Origin of the sequence: uncultured Thiohalocapsa sp. (genome assembly GCF_913062725.1) — a bacterium.
Lineage (GTDB): Bacteria > Pseudomonadota > Gammaproteobacteria > Chromatiales > Chromatiaceae > Thiohalocapsa.
Genome location: NZ_CAJXWY010000075.1, coordinates 1 through 15,000, shown reverse-complemented (window position 1 = coordinate 15,000; position 15,000 = coordinate 1). Strand labels below are relative to the sequence as shown.

16 protein-coding genes (1 of these 16 only partly in view) are annotated in these 15,000 nt (G+C 69.7%); 3 read left to right on the top strand and 13 right to left on the bottom strand.

Annotated features, from left to right (window positions below):
* The 6 genes from tyrS to QZ588_RS15930 form a co-directional block, all read right to left on the bottom strand.
* Positions 1–833: the 5' portion of a tyrosine--tRNA ligase gene (tyrS, locus tag QZ588_RS15955; RefSeq protein ID WP_295543935.1), read on the bottom strand. Its footprint begins 373 nt before the window's first position; only the first 833 of its 1,206 coding nucleotides appear in the window; it begins with the start codon at positions 831–833; its stop codon lies beyond the left edge, outside the window.
* A 627-nt stretch (positions 834–1,460) separates the two neighbouring features.
* Complete coding sequence (gene erpA, locus QZ588_RS15950) at positions 1,461–1,811, bottom strand: iron-sulfur cluster insertion protein ErpA (RefSeq protein ID WP_295543934.1); 351 nt, start codon at positions 1,809–1,811, stop codon at positions 1,461–1,463.
* Positions 1,812–1,832: 21 nt separating this feature from the next.
* The gene (locus QZ588_RS15945) at positions 1,833–2,678 is read right to left on the bottom strand and encodes a DUF6776 family protein (protein WP_295543933.1); all 846 of its coding nucleotides are present in this window, start codon (positions 2,676–2,678) and stop codon (positions 1,833–1,835) included.
* The gene (gene argC, locus QZ588_RS15940) at positions 2,662–3,693 is read right to left on the bottom strand and encodes an N-acetyl-gamma-glutamyl-phosphate reductase (RefSeq protein ID WP_295543932.1); all 1,032 of its coding nucleotides are present in this window, start codon (positions 3,691–3,693) and stop codon (positions 2,662–2,664) included. The genes QZ588_RS15945 and argC overlap by 17 nt, the downstream gene beginning before the upstream one ends.
* Before the next feature lie 12 nt (positions 3,694–3,705).
* Positions 3,706–4,065, bottom strand: coding sequence for an iron-sulfur cluster assembly accessory protein (locus QZ588_RS15935; RefSeq protein WP_295543931.1), 360 nt, complete (start codon positions 4,063–4,065; stop codon positions 3,706–3,708).
* A 122-nt stretch (positions 4,066–4,187) separates the two neighbouring features.
* The gene (locus tag QZ588_RS15930; protein ID WP_295543930.1) at positions 4,188–4,352 is read right to left on the bottom strand and encodes a rubredoxin; all 165 of its coding nucleotides are present in this window, start codon (positions 4,350–4,352) and stop codon (positions 4,188–4,190) included.
* A gap of 434 nt (positions 4,353–4,786) precedes the next feature.
* Between QZ588_RS15930 and hemL the strand changes: the two genes are divergently transcribed.
* Entirely contained in the window at positions 4,787–6,076 is a 1,290-nt protein-coding gene (gene hemL / locus QZ588_RS15925; RefSeq protein ID WP_295543929.1) for a glutamate-1-semialdehyde 2,1-aminomutase, read from the top strand.
* Positions 6,077–6,223: 147 nt separating this feature from the next.
* Here the strand turns inward: hemL and QZ588_RS15920 are convergent, their stop codons facing one another.
* The 4 genes from QZ588_RS15920 to lnt form a co-directional block, all read right to left on the bottom strand.
* Positions 6,224–6,850 carry a flavin prenyltransferase UbiX gene (locus tag QZ588_RS15920; protein WP_295543928.1) on the bottom strand — a complete coding sequence of 209 codons (627 nt, stop codon included), beginning with the start codon at positions 6,848–6,850 and terminating at the stop codon, positions 6,224–6,226.
* Positions 6,851–7,092: 242 nt separating this feature from the next.
* Entirely contained in the window at positions 7,093–8,451 is a 1,359-nt protein-coding gene (gene mpl / locus QZ588_RS15915) for a UDP-N-acetylmuramate:L-alanyl-gamma-D-glutamyl-meso-diaminopimelate ligase (protein WP_295543927.1), read from the bottom strand.
* Position 8,452: 1 nt separating this feature from the next.
* Positions 8,453–8,980 (bottom strand): hypothetical protein, encoded by a 528-nt coding sequence (locus tag QZ588_RS15910; RefSeq protein WP_295543926.1) that lies wholly within the window; start codon positions 8,978–8,980, stop codon positions 8,453–8,455.
* A 100-nt stretch (positions 8,981–9,080) separates the two neighbouring features.
* Complete coding sequence (gene lnt / locus QZ588_RS15905) at positions 9,081–10,625, bottom strand: apolipoprotein N-acyltransferase (RefSeq protein WP_295543925.1); 1,545 nt, start codon at positions 10,623–10,625, stop codon at positions 9,081–9,083.
* A gap of 111 nt (positions 10,626–10,736) precedes the next feature.
* Here lnt and QZ588_RS15900 point away from each other — a divergent pair, with 111 nt between their 5' ends.
* Together QZ588_RS15900 and QZ588_RS15895 are read left to right on the top strand one after the other, a co-directional pair.
* On the top strand, positions 10,737–11,492 hold the full coding sequence (locus QZ588_RS15900) for an ElyC/SanA/YdcF family protein (RefSeq protein ID WP_295543924.1): 756 nt from the start codon (positions 10,737–10,739) through the stop codon (positions 11,490–11,492).
* Entirely contained in the window at positions 11,489–12,358 is an 870-nt protein-coding gene (locus QZ588_RS15895) for a sulfotransferase (RefSeq protein WP_295543923.1), read from the top strand. Before QZ588_RS15900 ends, QZ588_RS15895 begins: the two co-directional genes overlap by 4 nt.
* Positions 12,359–12,517: 159 nt before the next feature.
* Here the strand turns inward: QZ588_RS15895 and gloB are convergent, their stop codons facing one another.
* The 3 genes from gloB to QZ588_RS15880 all read right to left on the bottom strand — a co-directional run.
* Positions 12,518–13,303 (bottom strand): hydroxyacylglutathione hydrolase, encoded by a 786-nt coding sequence (gloB, locus tag QZ588_RS15890; RefSeq protein WP_295543922.1) that lies wholly within the window; start codon positions 13,301–13,303, stop codon positions 12,518–12,520.
* Between the two features lie 71 nt (positions 13,304–13,374).
* A complete protein-coding gene (locus tag QZ588_RS15885) occupies positions 13,375–14,802 on the bottom strand; it encodes a DUF945 family protein (protein ID WP_295543921.1) in 1,428 nt (475 codons plus the stop codon).
* The coding region (locus QZ588_RS15880) for a hypothetical protein (protein ID WP_295543920.1) at positions 14,802–15,000 on the bottom strand (199 nt) is incomplete at its 5' end. The genes QZ588_RS15880 and QZ588_RS15885, both read right to left, overlap by 1 nt.

The following is a 15,000-nucleotide window of genomic DNA, read 5'->3' as shown; positions in this document are numbered from 1 at the left end:
ACCGAGCGCCGCAAGTCCTCAAGCTCCGCCGTCGGCCGATCACTGAGGAGGTCGAAGTAGCGCCACATGAGGTCGTCCGACACGGACATCAGCTTCCCGAACATGTCTGCCGGCGCGTCCGTGATGGCGACGTAGTTGTCGAGCGACTTCGACATCTTCTGCACGCCGTCCAGACCCTCGAGGATGGGCAGGGTCATGACGACCTGCGGCGGCTGGCCTTCGGCTTCCTGGAGCTGCCGCCCCACCAGCAGATTGAACTTCTGGTCCGTGCCTCCGAGCTCGATGTCGGCGCGCAGCACAACGGAGTCGTAGCCCTGGATCAGCGGATACAGGAGCTCGTGAATCGCGATCGGTTGCTGGGCCTTGTAGCGACGCGAGAAGTCATCCCGCTCCAACATCCTGGCCACGGTGTGGCGCGATGCCAGGCGCACCATCCCTTCGGCACCGAGCTCCGAGACCCAGGACGCGTTGAAGACCACCTCTGTGGCATCCGGATCCAGTACCCGGAACACCTGCTCGCGGTAGGTGTCCGCGTTGGCGGCCACCTGTTCGCGGGAAAGGGGCTTGCGGGTAACGCTCTTCCCTGTGGGATCACCGATCATGGCGGTGAAGTCCCCGATGACGAAAACGATCTTGTGGCCGAGCTGCTGGAACTGCCGCAGCTTTTGCAGCAGCACGACGTGCCCCAGATGCAGGTCGGGCGCGGTTGGGTCGAAGCCCGCCTTGACGCGCAGCGGCCTCCCGCTCTCTAGCCGCTGGCGCAACGCGTCGAGCCCGATCGTTTCCACGGCCCCACGTTGCAGTGTGGCCAACGCCTGTTCTACACCTGGCATGCGGTTATCTCATTCTCCAGAGCCGTCCTGACAGCCGATAGGATGGACGGTGCGATGCGCCATATCCAGAGCCGGGCGTCCACCTTCCCGGGGACGCTCAACATGGTCTAGACTGGGGACAGTTTCGGCCGACCAACCTCGATTTTACATGCGCGACTACAAAGGCGCAGGCTCGCATCGGAGCCCCCGAGCAGAGCGGGCGCACAAGCCGAAGCTCGCGGGGAAAACGCTACTGGGACTGGCAGCAGCGCTCGCCACAGCCCTACTGCTGGGTTGGCTGACGCTCAGGTCGTCGGACGGCGCGAGCGACCAAGCGGCATCAAGCGCCCCGGACACCGGTGAGATACCCCTGACCTTGCCCCCGCCGGGGCAATCTGCGCCGCGAGCCAATGCGGACGGTGAGCTGTCCGCCCGCTGAACAGCGCAAGATTACATCTGGAGCATACAAAGACGCGGGGAAACCTCCTAGCGAGCGTGCTCAGACAGCGCCAGGCAGCAGGGCGTTATCCGAACGCCGCCGGCAAGCGCACGCCCCGTAGTCCAGGGTTTTTCAGTTCTGCGGCCAGCACACAGCCGCCGCGAAGCGGCGGCGATGTCAGATCCGGCTCACTGCCCTCACACGAGCCGTCAAACGCCGAAGGACGACCCACACCCGCAGGTTGTGCTCGCGTTCGGGTTGCGGATGACGAACTGGGCGCCCTGGAGTCCCTCCGTGTAGTCGATCTCTGCGCCCATCAGGTACTGCAGGCTCATTGGATCGACCAAGAGCTTAACACCGTCGGTGATAATCTCCGTGTCACCCTCGTCGACATTCTCGGCAAAGGTGAAGCCGTACTGGAAGCCCGAGCAGCCGCCGCCCTGGATGTAGACGCGCAGCATCAGCTCATCGTTCCCCTCTTCGGCGATGAGGTCGGCGACTTTTGCCGCAGCCTGGGAGGTGAACACCAAGGGCGCTTCTTCCGCGACGATGTCAGTCATGTCTGGGACTCCTCTGTTGCATTAGTGATCGGAAACGGCTTCGGTCGTCGGCACGGAACCGCCGTGCGCAGGTGCCAGCCTGAGCTTCACCCCCTGCGCATACGGCGACTCCAGGGGCGTGACCGGATCGGGCGTCAGCGCAGACGCCCACCGGACCACTTCCTGAGTGGCCATTAAGTTGTCGTCCTTGGGCAGAATCTCAACGACCAGCTCCAGCGGCTCCGTACCGCTGTCGAGCTGGAACACGCCCTCGAACACCTGGAAATGCTCGAACGCCATGACGTGCCGCCCAGCCGAGCCGTCGGAGAGTCGGGCAACCGGCACGGTGGCTTCTTCGCCATCGGATTCACTCACGACGGACAGCACCACCTCCCCCTCCGTCCTACCGAAGTCCGGCACCAGCTGCCCCAGGGTCAAACGGTAGGCGTAAGCGTTGTCTGCACGAGGCATCAGGACCAGCTCCTCGACTTCAGCAAGTCCGCGTCCACCGGAGCCGACCAGGGCGCGCAGGTGCTTCAGCTGCTGCTCCAGGCGCATGCGCTCACGCTCAAGCGACGCGATCTGCGACTGCGCAGCCCGCTGCGCCGCAACATCCATCTGGTGCGAGCGCTCCAGTTTGATCTGCGCATCACGCTGCGCGGCGAGCTGCTCGCTCAACAGATCCCGCTCCGTCTGCAGGGCTTGAATGCGGGCCAAGGCCTGCCGGGCGTCATGCTCCGCCAACAGGTACCCCAGCACGAACGCCGCCCCGACGACCAGCAGCCAGCCGACACCGACCAGCAGCCAGCGTCCATAGCCGTGGCTGCGAGCCTGCGCCGTCGGGGCTGCATCAGGGCCGACACGGCGCCAATCAAGGAGCGAGGGCAACGCCGTCCAAACCCTCGGTTTCCGGGAAGCCCAGCATCAGGTTCATGTTCTGCACCGCCTGGCCGGCAGCCCCCTTGACAAGATTATCGATGACCGACTGCACCACGGCGACGCCCTTGCCCTGCGGCTCCGTCACCGTCACGCGACACAGATTGCTGCCGCGCACCGAGCGTGTCTCGACCGGCAGCTCAGGCGCCATCACATCCACAAAGGGCTCGTCGCGGTAGCGCTGCCGGAGGGCTCCCAGCAGATCGCTGCTGGCGCGCGTCACAGGCGCGTAGATGGTCGCCTCGATACCGCGCACCATCGGCACCAAGTGCGGCACGAAGGTCAGACTCACCGCCTGCCCCGTGCCCAGACGCAGGGTCTCCTCGATCTCGGGCTCGTGGCGATGACCGGCGACGCTGTAGGCCTTGAAGCTCTCACCGACCTCGGCCATCAGGAGTCCGGCGACCGCCGTACGGCCTGCACCGCTGACACCCGATTTGCCGTCTGCAACGACCCGAGTCGGGTCGATCAAGCCCTCCTCCAGCAACGGCAGCAGCCCGAGCACGATGGCAGTCGGGTAGCAGCCGGGGTTGGCGACCAGCCGTGCCTGCCGAATGGCGGCCCGGTTGATTTCCGGCAGCCCGTAGACGGCTTCGTCCACCAACGCCGGGGCGGTGTGCGCCATGCCGTACCAGTGCTGCCAGACAGAGAGATCCTTGATGCGGAAGTCGGCAGCCAGGTCGATGACGCGCACCCCAGCGTCGAGCAGGGCCGGCGCCTGCGCCATCGCCGTCCCGTTCGGTGTGGCGAAGAAAACCAGGTCACACTCCGCCAGCGGCGCGCCTGCCGGGTCTTCGAACACCAGCTCCGAGCGACCACGCAGCATCGGCAGCGCGTCGGCCACCCGCTGGCCGGCCTCCGCGCGGGACGTAATGCAGCGGACTTCAGCCTGGGGGTGACCCGTCAGCAGCCGCAGCAGCTCGGACCCCGTGTAGCCGGTGCCGCCGACGATGCCGATGGTGGCCATGGGAGCGCGACGTCAGGAGCAGCTGCCCGAGCTTGAGCCGCAGGTGCCGCAGCCGCCGCCCGAGGCCGGCAGGTTGTTGAACACGAAGGTCGCCTGGCCATCGCCGCGATCCACGAAGTCGATCTCGACCCCGCGGAGATAGCTCAGCGTGCCGTCATCGACCACCAGCTTGTAGTCGCCGAAATCCCGCACACCGTCATTGTCGTTGATGACGTCCGTGAACGTCATGCCGAAGCTGACACCGCTGCAGCCGCCGGGGGCCGCGTAGACGCGCACACCGGCAATGCCGTCTTCGATGTCCGCAAACAGCTCGCTCATCTTGCCCTGAGCGGCGCCGGTGAGGGTCAGGTCGGTTTCGTTGAGAACTGCCATGGGATCTGCGCTCCTTAACGCGTGAGCCGCATATTCGCTGTCGGTACCTCACGCTAGCACAAGCGCATGAGGCATTTCCACAAGGAATACTCAGGTAATCTGCGCCGGCGCAACGGGCGCCGTCACAGCTCTTCCATCTCGAAGTCTTCCTTCCCCACGCCGCACTCCGGGCAGACCCAGGTGTCCGGCACGTCCTCCCACTTGGTGCCCGGGGGGATGCCGTCGTCCGGCCAGCCGAGCTCCTCGTCGTAAATAAAGCCACAAACCATACACATGTAACGCTTCACGTCTCGCTCTCCGTTCTTGTCTCCTCTGATCGCCCGCTCCCGAGCCGCTGCACGCCCAGCCGGAGCCCGCGCAGCCGGGCCACGTCTGTTCCAGGATGCAGCTTTTCAATGCCTTGGCCATGATGCTGAGATTGACCAATCCCGTGCCGACACGGCGGGTCCACCGCCCACATTTCGGTGCAGGCGCAACGCCCGGCCAGGCGCCGCCCAGCCAGGAGCCCTCCAGCCACCAGCGGGCGGCGCGCGGGACGATACGCCGCCTTGCGTCCTCGATGCCAGGCCGGATCGGGCCCCGGCCCTGCCGCAGCGCAATCGCAACCACGGCGGGCGCTGTTACCATGCGCGCGGTCAGCCCGGCGGCGGGCGTCTGCCGCGACTGCGCGACGGCGCATGCCCATCACGCCGCCACCCAACGTCGACAGGAGCCGCCTTTCATGTCCCGATCAGAACAATTCTTCGCGGCCGCCCAGCGCCACATCCCGGGCGGCGTCAACTCCCCCGTGCGCGCCTTCCGCAGCGTCGGCGGCACGCCGGTCTTCTTCGAGTCCGCGTCCGGTGCCTACGTGACGGACGCGGACGGCAAGCGCTACATCGACTACGTCGGCTCCTGGGGCCCCATGATCCTCGGCCACGCACACCCGGAGATCATCGCCGCGGTGACGGCGCGAGTCGAGAAAGGGCTCTCGTTCGGCGCCCCGACGGAGCTCGAAACCATGATGGCAGACCGCGTCTGCGAGCTGGTGCCGAGCATGGACCTGGTGCGCATGACGAGCTCGGGCACGGAGGCGACCATGAGCGCCATCCGCCTCGCCCGCGGCTTCACCGGCCGCGACAAGATCATCAAGTTCGAGGGCAACTACCACGGCCACGTGGACTCGCTGATGGTGAAGGCCGGCTCCGGCATGCTCACCCTGGGCGAGCCGAGCTCTCCCGGGGTGCCCGCCGCGCTCGCCGAGCTCACCCTCACGCTGGCGTACAACGATGCCGACGCGGTGCGCGACACCATGCGCAAGCTCGGCGATCAGGTGGCCTGTATCATCGTCGAGCCCGTGGCCGGCAACATGAACTGCATCCCGCCGGTGCCGGGCTTCCTCACGGCACTGCGCGAGGTCTGCGACCAGCACGGCACCGTGCTGATCTTCGACGAGGTCATGACCGGCTTCCGCGTCGCCCGCGGCGGTGCGCAGGCGCTCTACGGCGTCACCCCGGACCTCACGGCGCTCGGCAAGATCATCGGCGGCGGCATGCCCGTAGGCGCCTTCGGCGGGCGCCGCGACATCATGGAGAAGATCTCGCCCCTCGGGCCGGTGTATCAGGCGGGCACCCTGTCCGGTAATCCCATCGCCATGACCGCTGGGCTCAAGACGCTGGAGCTCCTGTCGGCACCGGGCTTCCACGAGTCCCTCGCCGCCACCACCGAGCGCCTCACCAGCGGGATGGAGGCGGCCGCGGAGGCGGCGGGCGTGCCCCTCGCCACCAACCGCGCCGGCGGCATGTTCGGCCTCTTCTTCACCGCCGACGGGCCGGTGACGGACTTCGCGGGCGCCACCGCCTGCAACCAGGAGCAGTTCAAGGCATTCTTCCACGCCATGCTCACGCGCGGGGTCTACCTGGCGCCCTCGGCGTTCGAGGCGGGCTTCGTCTCCGGCGCTCATGGCGAGGCCGAGATCGACGCCACCCTCGCCGCGGCCCGCGAGGCCTTTGCGGCGGTCGCCGGGCACTGAGCCGAAGACTGGGCCGAAGACTGGGCCGAAGCCTGGGCCGAAGACTGGGCCGGACACTGGGCCGAACACTGAGCCGAACAGGGCGGCAAGCAGGGGCTGACACCCCCTTCCCGCCGCCCTGGCGCCCGACTGCCTGCGGGCAGCGGGTCAATCCCCCCAGCGCGCGGCAAGCCCGTGGGCCACGCCCAGGTGGTCCAGCACCCGGGCGGCGACGAAATCGTAGATGTCATCCACCCGCTGCGGGTTGAAGTAGAAGCCTGGATTCGCCGGCATGATCACCGCACCGGCGCGGGCCAGTCGCAGCATGTTCTCCAGGTGCACGACGGTGAAGGGCATCTCGCGCACCACCAGAATGAGCTTGCGGCCCTCCTTGAGGGCCACATCGGCGGCGCGGTCCATCAGGTCCTGACTCAGCCCGGCGGCGATGCTCGCCAGTGTGCCGGTGGTGCAGGGACAAATGGTCATCGCATCCGGCGGGTTGGTGCCGCTCGCCACCGGCGCCGTCCACTGCTGGCGGCCGAACACCCGGATCTGCCCGGGCGCCGCGTCGAAATGCTCGGTGAAGAAGCGCTCGGCCTCCGCCGGGCGGCCCGGCGCGTCCAGGCCCGCCTCCATCTGCATCACCACCTGTGCCGCCTGAGACACCAACAGATAGACGCGCACGTCGGCCTCCACCAGGCAGCGCAGCACGCGCAGGCCGTAGTGGATGCCGGAAGCGCCGGTGAGCCCGACAGCGATGGTCTTGCTCCAGCTGGGCAGGGGCTGGCTGGTCATTGGTGCGGCGTGGGGCTCTGGCTGAAGATGGGCCGGCGGGCGCGGCCCTGGGGCATGAGCTGGGGCATGGGCGCGCCGGGCTGACCTGGGCTGGGATGGGCCGTGCTGGGATGGGCCGGGCTGGGATGGGATGGGCCGATCCCGCAAGCGCCCGCACGGTTGCCCCGAGTCGGGGCCGAAGTGGCGGTCACCCCAGCGAAATCAAAGCCACGACGCGGCCCGGAGCACCTGGCGGCAGAGCGTCAGGCACGGGCAGAGAGCGCCTCCAGCAGCAACGCATGGATGCCGCCGAAGCCACCGTTGCTCATGACCAGCACTTGGTCCCCCGCGCGGGCCTCGGCACCCACGGCCGCCACGATCTCCTGCACCGAGCGACCCACCCGCAGACGCTCGCCCAGGGGCGCCAGCATCGCCGCCGCATCCCAATCTAGGTCCGGCGGCGCGTACACCTGCACTTGGTCCGCCGCGGCCAGCGAGTCCGCGAGCGCCGCTGCGTGCACGCCCAGGCGCATGGTGTTGGAGCGCGGCTCCAGCACGGCGATGATGCGCGCATCGCCGACGCGGCGACGCAGCCCGTGCAGCGTGCTGGCAATGGCCGTGGGGTGGTGCGCGAAGTCATCGTAGACCCGCACGCCGCCCACTTCGCCCCGCAGCTCCATCCGCCGCTTGACGCCGGCGAAGCGCCCGAGGGCTGCCGCCGAGCGCGCCGGCGCGATGCCGACATGCGCGGCCGCCGCCATCGCCGACAGCGCGTTCTGCACGTTGTGCGCACCCGTCTGCTCCCAGCGCACCTCCGCCACGCCGCCGTCCGGCGCCTGCACCCGAAAGGCCGAGGCATCGTCGTGCAGCCACTCGGCAGACCAATCACCGCCGGCGCCGGTGGCCTGGGTCGGCGTCCAGACGCCCATGTCGAGCACGGCGTCCACCGCCGGCTCGCCCTGCGGATGCACGATAAGTCCTGCACCTGGCACGGTTCGCACCAGATGGTGAAATTGCCGCTGGATCATGGCGAGATCATCGAAGATGTCCGCATGATCGAACTCGAGATTGTTGATCACCAGCGTCCGCGGCCGATAGTGAACGAACTTCGAGCGCTTGTCGAAGAAGGCGGTGTCGTACTCATCCGCCTCGACGACGAAATACGGCCCCTCGCCAAGCCGCGCCGAGACACCGAAGTCCTGCGGCACGCCGCCGATGAGAAAGCCCGGGGCCAGCCCCGCGTCCTCCAGCAGCCAGGCCAACATGCTGGACGTGCTGGTCTTGCCATGGGTGCCCGCCACCGCCAACACATGTCGGCCGGGCAGCAGGTGCTCCGCCAGCCATTGCGGGCCCGACACATAGGGCAAACCGGCGTCCAGCACGTACTCCACCGCCGGCACGCCGCGCTTCATGGCGTTGCCCACCACCACTACGTCCGGCGCCGGGTCGAGGTGTGCCGCAGCGTAGCCCTGCATCAGCTCGATGCCGGAGGCCTCGAGCTGCGTGCTCATGGGCGGATAGACGTTGGCGTCCGAGCCGGTCACCCGATGCCCCAACGCCCGCGCCAACAGCGCGATGCCGCCCATGAAGGTCCCGCAGATGCCGAGAATGTGGAGATGCATGTCAGGCGGAGCCCTGGGTCAAGGCGCTGATGACGACGAAGCTCAACACATCGAAGGCGATGGCGATGACCACGCCCTGCGCCAGCGACAGACCGAAGGCGTGGCGCAGAATGTGGCCCACCACCAGCACGCTCCAGCCCACCAGGGCGAGGAACATGAGCCCCGCAAACAGGACATCCGCCCCGGGCTCCGCACCCGTGGCCACGGGCCGGGCGAGGGACACCGGCAGCAGGGCCACCAGCCCGATCACCGCATCCGCGCCCACCAGCGCCGTCGCCGTTTGCAGATAGCGCGCCTGCTTGTCCAGCGCCTTCAGAGCCAGGTGCAGCACACCCAGCATCAGCAGCAGATCCAGCAGCGTCTGCGCCAGCCCCCCCGCCAGCGAGGCCCCAGCGGTGATGGACAAGAGCAGGCCGCCGAGCACTGCCGCCGCCAGCACCAGGCCGAACAGCGCCGCCGATGCCGGCAGGTCCTGCGGGTTACGGCGCAGCAGGCACAGCTCGATGAAGAAGTGGACGAGCGCGAGCAAGGCGAGTGGGCGGGCGGATCAGTGGACAGGAGAAAAGACGCGGCATCATACCCCGAGGGCCCCGACGGACGCCAAGGGCCTATCCATGCGGACGGGCACGTCAGCCCGGCGGTCGCGATGCACGCCCGAGCAGCAGCGCGACGAGCAGCATCGCTGCCGCCAGCAGCAGCACCGGCACACTGCCGAAGCGCACGAAGGGTGTGGCACCGCTGCGCGGCTGGATGCTGCCCGAGAGAACCCCGCGCTCGAACAACGGCAGCGCCGCCCTGACCCGCCCGCGGTGGTCGATCAGGGCGGAAATGCCGGTGTTCGTCGCCCGCACCAGGGGCCGACCGTTCTCCAGCGCCCGCAGCCGGGCAAACTCCAGGTGCTGGTGCGGCGCCAGAGAGTCGCCGAACCAGGCGTCGTTGCTCACGTTGATCAGATACGCGGCCGCCGGCAGGGCCTGGCGCACCTCGGCCGGGAACACATCCTCGTAGCAGATGGACACGCCCGCCTGGTAAGGCCCCACCTGCAGCAGCGGTCGCGGTGCCTCGCCGCGGCTGAAGTCCGACATCGGCACCTCGAACCAGTCGATCAGGGGGCGAAGCTGCCGCTCGAAGGGCAGAAACTCCCCGAAGGGCACCAGGTGGCGCTTGTAGTAGTGGTCTCTGGCGCTGCCGATGCTGATGAGCCCGTTGTAGTAGCGCTCGGCGGTCTCCATGACCGGCACGCCGATGACCACCTCGGCGCCCGCGGCACGCGCGTCCGCCGCCAGCGGCGTCACCAGCGCCGACTCCACCTGGTGCAGAAAGGTCGGCACGGCGGTCTCGGGCCAGACGATCACGTCGGCCGCCGCCAGCACCTCCCGCGTCAGGCCCAGGTAGATCTCCAGCGTGGGCAGCACACCGTCCGCCGCCCACTTCACCGACTGCTCGACATTGCCCTGCACCACCGCAGCCGTGAGTGGACCGTCCGCCGGCCGCGTCCACTCCACGCGCGCCAGCAAGGTGCCCGCGAGCCAAAGCGCCAGTAACGCCGCGAGCGCCGCCGGTCGGGCGCGACCGCCACCGCGCAGCATCACCACCAGCAGCCCCGCCGACAGGGCGACGGCGAGACTCAGCCCATGCACGCCGACCACCGGCGCCCAACCGGCCAAGGGCGCCCCGAGCAGCGGCAACGGGTTGATCTGGCCATTGCCGGCCAGAAGCCATGGAAAGCCGGTGAAAAGCCAGCTGCGCAGCCATTCCAGCAGCACCCAGACCGCGGGCAGCAGCAGCAGCGGGCCTGCCCACCAGCGCGCCGAATCCGGTGCCGGCCGCAGGCGCGCGATGGCGAGGCCGGCCAGCGCATAGAAGAGGGCGAGCGCCGCCACCAGCAGCAACATCAGGGCGTTGGCTGCAACGGCCGGCATATTGCCGAACTCGTTCAGACTGATCCGGATCCAGAAGATGCCGAAGCCGAGCAGCCCGAGCCCGTAGAGCCAGCCCACCGCAAAGCCGCCGCGCCGGCGCTCGGGCAGCAATTGATAGAATGCCGCGATACTGAGAGGTGCGGTGAGAAACCAGCCGAAGGGCGCGAAGGACAGGACCATCAGCGCACCGGCGGCCACGGCCACCAGCCGGCGCAGGAGGCGGCCGGCGCGGGTTCGATCCTCGGAAGACATCGCAGTGACGGGCTGACAACCTGGCGAGCAATGCGGCGGGAGAGCGGCGACGTGCGACCACCTGCGGCGAAGCGCCGCGCCATCATAGCCGAAAACCTGCCGAGAGCCGCGTTGCCAGCCCCGCGCCACAGCCCGCCGACACCCCGGCAGCCCCTGGCTCGACCGGCCCGGCGGCACCGCGGGCGCCGCCGGCTGCTCCGTTATCTGCTGCCCGCGCTGCTCGCCGCCGACCTGCTGGGCACGATGCTCTACCTTGCCTGGGGCGCCCTGAGCCTGCCGCCACCGACGCCGCAGCTGCCGCATCCGGTGGGGGTGGTCTTCTTCGACGGCTTCGGGGCTCGGGAGGGACTCGGCGCAGGGAGCCTGGCGCGTGTGGAGCATGCCGCGGCGCTCGCCCGGGCAGGACTGCTGGAGCAGCTCGTCTGCGTGGGCGGCAGTCGCAGCCAGCGGGCCGAGCCCGGTGCCGCGCTGATGGCCGCAGCACTGATCCGGCGCGGCATCCCCGCCGCGCATGTCCGACACGACGCCAGCTCCTTCGACACCGGCAGCAACTGGCAATCGGCCCTGGCGCTGATGCCCAGGACGGCAGCAGAACAGGCCCTTCTCATCGGCGGACCGCTGCATCTGCTGCGCATCCGCCACATCACCGGCGGCGTCGGCACCCCGGCGCCGGTCCACGGCATGGGTCAGGAGATCCGCCGGCGCGGCCCGGCCATCTGGCTCGACGTGCACCGGGAGTGGGTCGCGTGGGCCGCACCGGCGGTGCTGCCGGCGGCAGTGCACCGGCGCTGGATCAAGCGCTGGCGCGATTTCTGGGATAATCCGGCGTCCCACCCATCAGCACCAGCAACCCCACGGGACGCATGAGCACAGCAGCCCCTTACCACGGCACCCCGGGCCAGCGCCTGCTGCGCCCTGCCAAGCGCCTCATCCAGCGCAGCGGACTGCTGCGGGCGTCGCCGCCGCGACACACCCTCATCGTCTCCGGCGTCCAGCGCTCCGGTACCAACCTGGTGATGGACATGCTGGACACCCACTGGCAGACAGACGTCTACCACGAGTGGGATGCGCGCGCCTTCGACGACTATCACATGCGACCGCTGGCCGACGTGCAGCACCGGCTCGCCGCGTCACCGTCCCGGCGCATCGTCATCAAGGCGCTGCTGGAAGCCGATCAGGTGCGCGCGCTCCTCGGGCACTTCGCACCGGCGCGCGCGCTGTGGATGCTGCGGGACTACCGGGACGCGGTGAACTCCATGCTCCGCTCCTTCCCGGGCGCGGGGCTCAAGCAGATGCAGCGGCTGCATGCGGCACGGGACGGCGCCGGCTGGCGCTCACGGGGCATGAGCGATGATACCTACCGCATCCTGCTCGATCAGGACCTGGAGGCGCTGACGGACGCCGACGGCCACGCCCTGTTCTGGTGGTATCGCAACCGCCTCTTCTTCGAGCAGGGCCTGGATGCGGATGTACGTGTGCTCGCACTGCGCTACGAAGACCTGGCCCGGGAGCCGGCGCTGCACTGCAGGCGCATCTGCGAGCACGCCGGCATCAGCGACACGCCCCAGATGCGCCGCATGCCCGTCGCCGGCTCCATCGGCAAGCGCCCGCCGCCGGCGCTCGCGGCCGGGGTGCAAGCCTTGTGCGACGACATGACCGCACAGTTGAGCGCGGTCGCGGACCGACAGCGTGAGGCCGCCGCATCGGCACCGGCGGCGCTGCCCACAGACTGAAGCCAAAACCAGCACGCCTGGCACGCGAGTCGAGTACACCACTGCGCAGGTCGCCTCGATGCCCGGGTGCGCCGACGTCAGTCGGCACCCTGGAGCCGACGGCCTTCAGTCCGTTGATGGGAGTGAGCGCCCTGCCCCCACGCTTTCGGCAGCGCTGCGCTAGTCGTAGCGCTCGTCCTTCCAGCGGCGCAGCGCGGTGAACACGGCGGTCTCGTCTTCCAGCGCCTGCCCGGCGAACACCGCAGCCGCATCCACCACCGCAGGCTCGGCGGTGCGCAGGAAGGGATTGGTCGTCAGCTCCTGCGCGAGCGTGAAGGGCACCGTCGGCTCGCCGCGGGCACGCAGGTCCCGGGAGGCCGCAATGCGCGCCTCGAGCGCTTCGCTGTCCGGCTCCACCCACTGCGCGAAGCCGAGGTTCGCCAGGGTGTACTCATGCGCGCAATAGCAGCGCGTCTCCGGCGGCAGCGCAGCGATGCGCCGCAGGGATGCCGCGAGCTGCTCGAAGGTGCCGTCGAAGACCCGCCCGCAGCCCGCGGCGAAGAGCGTGTCGCCACAGAACAGCGCACCCGCGCCCCAATAGGCGATGTGCGTGGACGTGTGGCCCGGCACCGCCAGGACCCGAAAGGTGGCGCCGAGCCCCGGCAGCGTCACCTCATCCCCATCGCCCACCCGCCGCGTGGCCTGGGGGATGCGCGGATCTTCCGGCGCCGTCACCAGCGCGTCCGGCCACAGGTCGAGCAGGTCCGCCACGCCTCCCTGGTGGTCGTAGTGATGATGCGTCAGCAGGATGGCCCCGAGCCGCAGGCCATCCGCGCGCAGACGCGCCACCACGGGCTCCGCGTCGCCGGGGTCGACGACGACGGCGCGGTCGTCCTGGCCGCCGGCATCGCGCAGCAGCCAGATGTAGTTGTCGTCGAAGGCGGGTATGGGCTCGATGTGCAGCATGGCTTGGTCTCCTGAGGGGCCGCCCTGCGCGGGTCCGTGAAGCTCGGGGCGTGAAGCGCTGGGCGTGCAGCTTAGGGCGCCGTCGGCGGCGTGTGCGGGTCGAGCCAGCCGGGGAGTGCGGCCGGCCTCCCGTTGACGCTCAGGCCCGCGTCATCGAGGTGCAGCCGCGCGTGCAGGCGCCCGCCGTCGGCCGTCAGCCAGCCATCACGCAGCAGCCGCGCCGTCGCTGCCTGCGCCGCTGCCTCCACGTCGGCGGCCAATGTCGGTGGCAGTGCGGCCGTCGCTTCGCCGCGCAGCGCCAGCTCTCGGCGTACGCGCTCGGCTTGGCGTTGAGCCACAAGGGCCACCACCAACGCCTGCGGGGCGGACAGGCTCGCGCTGCCGCGCAGGCGCTCGGCGAGCGCCGCCCACAGATCAGCGCCCTGCGGCATGGCTGCCGGGGCAGCTGCCGTCGCATCCACCGCGGGGCTGCCGGGGGCGAGCCGCAGCGCCGCCTCGGCGGTGACATCGCCCAAGGGCGTTGTCAGCACCAGGTCCTCCAACTCGGCCGTGGGCGCGCCCGCCAGCAACGCGGGCCAAGCTGCCATCAGCAGCCGACCGGTCACCCATCCCTGCTGCGAGGGCGACAGGGCGTGCCGATCCAGCCGTGCGAGGCGCGTGCGCAGCGCCCGCAGCGCCGGCGCATCGACGCCGGCGACGCTGAGCTTGAGCCGGGACGGCGCGTACGGCGCCCGGTCGATCTCCAACGCCTGCGCATCGCCCCGGGCGCCAAGACGCACAGTGGCGGCATCGCTCGCCGCGGTCAACCGCAGCCCTGCATCGGCCACCACCAGGGCTGGCTGATCCGCGGCGGCATCCAGCCGCAACGAGCCCAGCTCAAGCTCGACCCGGGAGACCGGCAGCGCCGCCGCCGGCGCCGCCTGCACCCGCCACGCCAGGTCACCGAGGCGCAGCTGCCGGCCATCGGGTGCCGTCGCCGTGAGCGACGCAAGGCTTCCCCGCGCAAGCCAGCGCCCATCCGACGGCCAGCGCAGCTGCCCTTCGACGGCGGCAAGCTGGACCTGCCCCACCGCACCGGAATACGTCACATCCGGTGTGCGGGCCTGCAGCTGCAGCAGGCCATCCGGAAACAGGCGGGCGTTCAGCACCAGCGGCGGTAATGCCCGCTCCGCGCCGAGCAGCCTGGCCCGGCCCTGTGCCTGTGCCAACGGCGCCGGCCGGGCACCGAGCCACAGGCGGGGGCCGTGCTGAAGACGCAGGTCGATGCGCAACCGCGAAGGCGGTGTCGCGGCAGTGCGATCCGCCTGGGGCGCAATCTCGGCGCGGGCGGCGGAGCGCGACCAGCCCCACTGGTAGTCGGCGTCGAGAATGCGATAGCCGCGCTCCGCGAGCCCGCTCAGCAGCGCTTGTTGGCGATACTTCAGATACAGCCCGACGCCCGCCGGCGACGCCGCCGCCACCGCCACCACGAGGAGAGCGGCGACGATGAGGCGGCGCATCACGCAGCGCCGGCCCCTTTGAGCGCGCCCTTGGCTGCACCACCCTGCGCAGAAGCCGGTGCCGAATCGGACTCGGTGTGCTCGCCGCCGACCGGCTGCGGGGCGGAGCGCTCGATCCGGCGCGCCGCCATCTCCCTGCGCACCGCCTCCTCGATGCCGGCGGCGTCCAGCCCGCAGACGGCCATCTGCTCGTCGTGT

Excerpts from the sequence above, each read along its gene's own strand:
- erpA (WP_295543934.1), bottom strand. The coding sequence starts at position 1,811 with ATGACTGACATCGTCGCGGAAGAAGCGCCCTTGGTGTTCACCTCCCAG.
- argC (WP_295543932.1), bottom strand. The coding sequence starts at position 3,693 with ATGGCCACCATCGGCATCGTCGGCGGCACCGGCTACACGGGGTCCGAG.
- QZ588_RS15935 (WP_295543931.1), bottom strand. The coding sequence starts at position 4,065 with ATGGCAGTTCTCAACGAAACCGACCTGACCCTCACCGGCGCCGCTCAG.
- hemL (WP_295543929.1), top strand. The coding sequence starts at position 4,787 with ATGTCCCGATCAGAACAATTCTTCGCGGCCGCCCAGCGCCACATCCCG.
- QZ588_RS15920 (WP_295543928.1), bottom strand. The coding sequence starts at position 6,850 with ATGACCAGCCAGCCCCTGCCCAGCTGGAGCAAGACCATCGCTGTCGGG.
- mpl (WP_295543927.1), bottom strand. The coding sequence starts at position 8,451 with ATGCATCTCCACATTCTCGGCATCTGCGGGACCTTCATGGGCGGCATC.
- lnt (WP_295543925.1), bottom strand. The coding sequence starts at position 10,625 with ATGTCTTCCGAGGATCGAACCCGCGCCGGCCGCCTCCTGCGCCGGCTG.
- QZ588_RS15895 (WP_295543923.1), top strand. The coding sequence starts at position 11,489 with ATGAGCACAGCAGCCCCTTACCACGGCACCCCGGGCCAGCGCCTGCTG.
- gloB (WP_295543922.1), bottom strand. The coding sequence starts at position 13,303 with ATGCTGCACATCGAGCCCATACCCGCCTTCGACGACAACTACATCTGG.
- QZ588_RS15885 (WP_295543921.1), bottom strand. The coding sequence starts at position 14,802 with ATGCGCCGCCTCATCGTCGCCGCTCTCCTCGTGGTGGCGGTGGCGGCG.